Source organism: Clostridium tarantellae (assembly GCF_009295725.1).
Lineage (GTDB): Bacteria > Bacillota > Clostridia > Clostridiales > Clostridiaceae > Sarcina > Sarcina tarantellae.
The window spans coordinates 1-6818 of sequence record NZ_WHJC01000186.1 but is presented as its reverse complement, the minus strand read 5'-3'; the positions used below and the strand labels follow the sequence as shown (position 1 = coordinate 6818).

The window sequence follows — 6818 nt, the reverse complement described above, 5'->3', positions numbered from 1 at the left end:
TCTTTTTCTTCTTTTAAGTACTTTCTATTTGATTTATTTTTTGTCATAGTTAAACTCTCCTTATTATTCTCTAAATTTGAGAATACCATTAATTTGTTTCTACGACAACTATCTTACCACCTAGGGATTATAAAAATAATACAATTTTATATTAAAAAATAAGTCTTGTGTTGTTATGTACACGAGATATAAAAAGGAGAATACATAAATGGAAAATTTAATGTTTTGTTATCAGTGCCAAGAGACAGCAGGGAGAGTAGGCTGTACAAAGTTTGGAGTGTGTGGTAAGTCACCAAATTTAGCAAAAATGCAGGATTTATTAATATATGTTACTAAAGGCATTTCAGAAATTACAACTAAATTAAGAAAAGAAGGAAAGCAAATAGATCCTAAAGTAAATAATATGATAACTTTAAATTTATTTACTACCATAACTAATGCAAATTTTGACAATAATATTTTCTATGATAGAGTAAGAAAAACTTTAAATGTTAAAGATGAATTGTTATCAACTTTAAAGGATACTTATGAATTAACAGAATGTGCTTTATGGACAGCTAATAAAGATGAGGAGTTTGAGAAAAAATATATAAGTGAAGAAGTAGGTGTTTTATCTACTAAAAACGAGGATATTAGAAGCTTAAGAGAATTAATTACTTATGGGTTAAAGGGAATGTCTGCATATATGAAGCATGCTAATGTGCTTGGATATGATTCAGAAGATATACATGCTTTTATGCAAAGTACTTTAGCAAAACTAACAAATAATTCTTTAACAGTTGAGCAATTAATTTCATTAACTTTAGAAACAGGGAATTTTGGAGTAAATGCCATGGCATTACTTGATACTGCTAATGTTGAAAGTTATGGAAATCCTGAAATTACTAAAGTAGATATTGGAGTTAGAAATAATCCAGGAATATTAATTTCAGGTCATGATTTAAAAGATTTAGATGAACTTTTAAAGCAAACAGAAGGTACGGGAATAGATGTTTATACTCATTCTGAAATGCTACCAGGACAATATTATCCAGCATTTAAAAAATATAAACATTTTGCAGGAAATTACGGCAATGCTTGGTGGAAACAAAAAGAGGAGTTTGAAAGTTTTAATGGACCAGTATTAATGACGACTAACTGTATAGTTCCTCCTAAAGATAGTTATAAAAATAGATTGTATACAACAGGATCAGCAGGCTTTACAGGTTGTACTCATATTGAAGCAGATGAAAAAGGAAATAAAGATTTTTCAATTATTATAGAGCAAGCTAAGAAATGTAAATCACCTACAGAAATAGAAACAGGAGAAATAATTGGAGGATTTGCACATAATCAAGTATTAACTCTTGCTGATAAGATTATTGATGCTGTTAAAAATGGTTCAATAAAGAAATTTTTTGTTATGGCAGGTTGTGATGGAAGAGCTAAATCAAGAAATTATTATACTGAATTTGCAAAAGAATTACCAAAAGATACTGTTATATTAACAGCAGGCTGTGCTAAATATAAGTATAATAAACTAAATTTAGGAGAGATTGAGGGAATTCCAAGAGTATTAGATGCAGGACAATGTAATGATTCTTATTCATTAGTGCTTATAGCTTTAAAATTAAAAGAAGTATTTCAATTAGAGGATATAAATGATCTTCCTATAGCATTTAATATTGCTTGGTATGAACAAAAAGCTGTTATAGTATTATTATCATTACTATATTTAGGAGTAAAAAATATACATTTAGGACCTACATTACCAGCATTTTTATCACAAAATGTAGCTAATGTTTTAATTAAAAACTTTGGAATTGGTGGCATAACAAATGTTGAAGATGATTTAAGAATGTTCTTAGAAAAATAAAGTTAATTTTTAATAACCTAATAATCTCTATAACACTTTATTTACTCCCTTATAATTAACACTAAAATTTGCATTATTATTTAATATTAATTAAACCATTAAATTAAAAAAAATATATAGATAAACTATTTATTATTAATGATTTTTATAAATTCTATTTTGGTAAAGAATATTATAATATTAAGTTTAATTAATTAAATAGTACCTTTCATATTTTAAAAAGTACTTATAAAAAGTTTATTTTATATATAAGGTTTTTTTCTTAGATATTTTTTAATAGTATATATATAGTATAATAACATTTATAGTATATGTTGTTGTATATATATAGTACGTTTTTGAGAAAGCTAGTTATTTCAAGGGTTTTAGATAGATTGAAAACACACTTTAATCGGTTAAATCACACGTTTTAATCGGTTGAATAGCACAAGTTAATCGGTACATGATAGCACAAGTTAATCGGTTGAATCACACGTTTTAATCGGTACATAAATCACACGTTTTAATCGGTAGTGTGGATAATGTTAATAATATTTATTCATATTAATATATTTTCAAAATGTATATTGAAGAGTTAAATATGTAATGATAAAATCTTAAAGAGGTGATAATGTGGAAAAAGAGATTATAATAAAAGAAGGATCTAAAAGAATATCTGAAAGTAGCTTTTTAATAGATGTTAATATGATAGAAGCACCTTTATTTATTTTTAAACCAAGAAATAAAACTAATACTGCAACCCATTGGATAGAATCACCTGATGTTAGTCCATTAGCTAAAAGAATTATTGGTAGAGTTCGGAATCCTGATATCACTCAAGTTGAATATATGAGATGGACTGATAGTAAAGGAAATGATAGAGAAATAATAGCTACATCTATAACTAATTTACCAAATGGATTTGCAATGGATGTTTTATTCACATTAATTGCTTTGTATATAAAGAAATCACCTCCTATAATATATGATAAAAAAATTAAAAAATATGTGTTGCCAACTAGAAAGTTAAATTGCTCTTTAACGGAAGTTTGTTTATATATGGGGATTACTGATAGTGGGCAAAATATAAATAGGATAAAAGATGCTATTTTTGAGTTATTTAGTGTAAGTTATCATCCTTTAACACAAGGAATTATTTATGATAAAAATAATGAAGAGTTTGTTGAAAGTGAAATGGGAATAAGGTTATTAAGCTATGAATTTTTAAGTAAAGCTCAACAAAATAAACGTAATAGTCAATCTTTAGTAGTAACTTTTGATGATCTTATATTAAATAATATAGAAAATTCATTTATAAAATTTTTAAGTAATAATACTTATTTTTCATTAAGAAGTGGACTTACTAGAAGACTTTATAGTTATGTGGAAGGAAATAGATATAGTAGTAATGGTCAAATGACCTATATAAAGCGTAGGTATAATACTTTAAAATATAAACTACCTATTGAGTATAGAAATATATCTGATTTAAAAAGGAAGTTAAAAAATCCTTTAGAAAGATTAATTGAAAAAGGAGTTTTAGAAGATTATTTTTATGGTGATGAAATTTTAATAAATGGTATTAAAGAAGATGCTATTTATATTATATTTAAAGGTAATAGAAGTAAGGTTATAAACTCTTTAACTAAAAGTGTTAATAAAAATAATAAGATAGTTACTAAAAAAGAAAAACCTAAGGAACAAATGGTATTTCCTAATGATATTAAAAAAGAATTAAAGGATTTTGGTATTAATGAAAATAAAATATCAGAACTTATGAGTAAAAATTCCAAATATGAATTAGCAAAATATATATTATGGATAAAAGATGGAATTTCTAAAGGAAAAGTTAAAGATTCAGCTGCATTATTTGTATTTGCTATGACCCCAGCTGGAGAAAATAATGGAAATATGGTTAAAGTAGAAAATAGCAATCCTGAGATAGTTAAATTTGTAGAAGATTATAAAGCTAAGATTGAAGGAGAAAAGTTTATAGATGAAGGTCTTATTAGAAAAACTTTTGATGAATATATAGAAAATGAATTAAGTAAATTTATTAAAGAAGAAGAATTTGTTTATATGGCTATGAAAGATTCTATTCTTGGTGATATTGAAGGCATGTATAAGAAAAAGCTTAAGGGGCAACGTCAATTATATAATATAGCTTCATCCCAAGAAGAAAAGGATAAAATTTTAAAAACTATAGAAAAATGGGAAAGATATCCTATAGAAAAGGAGAAATCAGAAATTTTTAAAGATGAACTTTTAAAAAGAGCAAGTATATATAGAGGATTTAAAATTTTTGAAAGTTTTAAAATAGAATATATTAAGAAAAATAATTAAAGTAATATATAATAGAATGCATAAGTATGAATAAATAAATATACCTAATAAAATTCTTAAATTGTTAGTAATAAGTATTTAAGAGTTTTATTTTTTATATAATTAAACATATTGAATAAATGATAAAAACCACAAATTTTATTTTATATGTTTGCAAAAAAATAGACAAGTAATAAATGTAATTTTAAATATAAACTTTAAATTACATTTATTACTTATCACATATATTTTTATATTACTTTATTTAAACTAATATTTATTTTTCTAATCTAAAGGCATAATAAAGCATAAGTATATTTTTGACATAAAAGTATGTAAGTATTATATTCAAAGAAAAATACTAAAGAAAGGTGTGAAGTAATATTGATGATATGAGTAATATGCTTGACATGGGTAGTATGAATGAAAATGCCAGTATGAAAGAGATGAAAAATAATAAACATATTAATTTAGTAGTAACAATATTTCTTTTAGGAGTATTTATGGGGGTCATAGATACTGGTATAGTTTCACCGGTAAGGGAGATTATAGCTTCATATTTTAATGTAAACTTTAATACTAGTATTTGGTTAATAACTGCATATACCATAACTTATGCAATATTTTTACCTATTGTAGGAAGTATAGCAGATCAGTATGGAAAGATAAAAGTCTTTAGAATTAGCATAATTATTTTTGGGGTTAGTTCTTTATTGTGTGGAATATCTGGAATCTTTAATGTATATTGGATTTTGATTATAAGTAGAATTTTTGAAGCCATAGGTGCTGGTGGAATGATGCCATTAGCAACTGCATACATAGGTGAAGCCTTTCCCATGAATAAAAGAGGATATGCTTTAGGACTTGTAGGTGCTGTTTATGGTGTGGGAACAGCTATAGGACCTACTTTAGGTTCTTTAATTGTTAATATCTTTGGTTTGGATAAATGGGGATTAATATTCTTAATAAATGTACCAATAAGTATAGTGGTATTAATTTTATTAATGAATGTTAAGGATGAAAGTATTATTAAGTTTAAAAAGAAAATTGATGTTAAAGGTGGAATAGTTTTAAGTTTATTAATACTTTCATTAATGTATAGTTTAACTAATTTAAATTTTGGAAATATTTTAGAATCTCTAATAAATATTAAGGTATATCCATTTTTTATTATATTCATAATTTTAGTACCTATATTTATAAAAATAGAAAGCAATTCTAATAATCCAATTTTAAACTTGGTTTATTTTAAAGATAGAAATATATGCACCACTCTTATACTAAGTTTTTGTATATGTTTTACAATGGCAGATTTAATTTTTATTCCTCAATTAGCAGCTAATGTTTTAAGATTGCCAGCTGGTTCAGGTGGATATTTTGTAACAGTGGTAGCTATATTTTCAGCCCTTTTTGCACCTTTAGGAGGAAAGTTAATTGATAAATTTTCTGTAAAAAATGAGTTGATTATAGGGTTTATAAGTATTATTTTAGGAGGAGTGATTTTATCCTTTATTACCACTAAAACCTGTGATGTTTTTTCTTTGATTATTGCATTGATTTTAACTGGTATAGGTAATGGATTAACTATGGGTACTCCAATAAATTATTTAATGGAGTGTTTTGTTCCAAAGGAAAATGCTACATCAGGACAAGCAGCCGCAGAACTTTTAAGGTCTATTGGAACAGCATTAGCATCTAACCTTTTAATTAATTTCATGTCCAATGCTAGAAATAATATTCCTCATACCATTGAGCAAATTTTATTAAATTTTAATATTAATAATAAAAGTATTACTTATTCTTTTAGTCATGTGTCATCTTCTATGGCAAATAAATAGCAAATAATATAGTGAATGTAACTAAATATTTTATTAACTCATCATATATTGAACTTGGATATAAAGAAATATATTAAAATGAAGTGATTAAACAGAAAAAGTATATAGAAGTGATTAGTTTTAGTTAATTTTGAGAGAATTCTCCCATCCTCATGGGTGGGAGATAAATCCACATAAGATTTTGTAGAAATGGTAGATTACTTTAAATTTATATATCTAGGTTATTAATTTTATATAGATTATAAATTATTTTATAAGGTTAAAAATTTTGTTATATACTTAAGAATTGAGTTAAAAAGAAAATTTTACTCTATATTAGATATGTAATTTTTCACATTTTCAATAACGGAATCATCTCCAACATAAAGAATAATATCATTTTCTTGTATTTTAAAATATGGTCCAGGAGATAAAAAAGTTTCTCCATTTCTCTTAACTCCAATAATTGTAGCTTTAGTATTATGCCAAAAGTTTAATTCACCAATACTCTTATCTACAGCTACGCTTCCTTCTTCAACTACATTTTCAAAAGGAATTATAGTTCCTACATTTCTTAATTGAGTTGCAAATTCTATAATTGATAATAAATTTTTTTCAAGTTTTTCATCTATTGATCTTTTTTCTTTTATAAGTTTAAAAGTCTCATTATTAATGGAAGTAAAATCATTTTGAGTTTTAAACTTGGTTAAAAAATCTTTAGCAAAATTTTTACTATTAATTATTATTCCGCTCTTTTCATTTACTTCAACTACATTCATATCTTTTAATAAAGCTATAGATCTACGTATAGTTTCTGGTGAAACTTTATAAATACTTACTAAAGT

4 protein-coding genes are annotated in these 6818 nt (G+C 25.0%); 3 read left to right on the top strand and 1 reads right to left on the bottom strand.

Features of this window, described 5'->3' with window-relative positions; all coding sequences use genetic code 11:
• Positions 1–208 precede the first annotated feature (208 nt).
• The 3 genes from hcp to GBZ86_RS11015 all read left to right on the top strand — a co-directional run bounded on the left by hcp (position 209) and on the right by GBZ86_RS11015 (position 5994).
• The gene (hcp, locus tag GBZ86_RS11025; RefSeq protein ID WP_152890637.1) at positions 209–1855 is read left to right on the top strand and encodes a hydroxylamine reductase; all 1647 of its coding nucleotides are present in this window, start codon (positions 209–211) and stop codon (positions 1853–1855) included.
• Between the two features lie 612 nt (positions 1856–2467).
• Positions 2468–4177, top strand: coding sequence for a replication initiator protein A (locus GBZ86_RS11020; protein ID WP_152890635.1), 1710 nt, complete (start codon positions 2468–2470; stop codon positions 4175–4177).
• Between the two features lie 371 nt (positions 4178–4548).
• On the top strand, positions 4549–5994 hold the full coding sequence (locus GBZ86_RS11015) for an MFS transporter (RefSeq protein ID WP_152890633.1): 1446 nt from the start codon (positions 4549–4551) through the stop codon (positions 5992–5994).
• Between the two features lie 305 nt (positions 5995–6299).
• Here GBZ86_RS11015 and GBZ86_RS11010 read toward each other — a convergent pair.
• A partial coding sequence (locus tag GBZ86_RS11010; RefSeq protein WP_152890631.1) for a TrkA C-terminal domain-containing protein occupies positions 6300–6818 on the bottom strand: 519 nt, incomplete at its 5' end.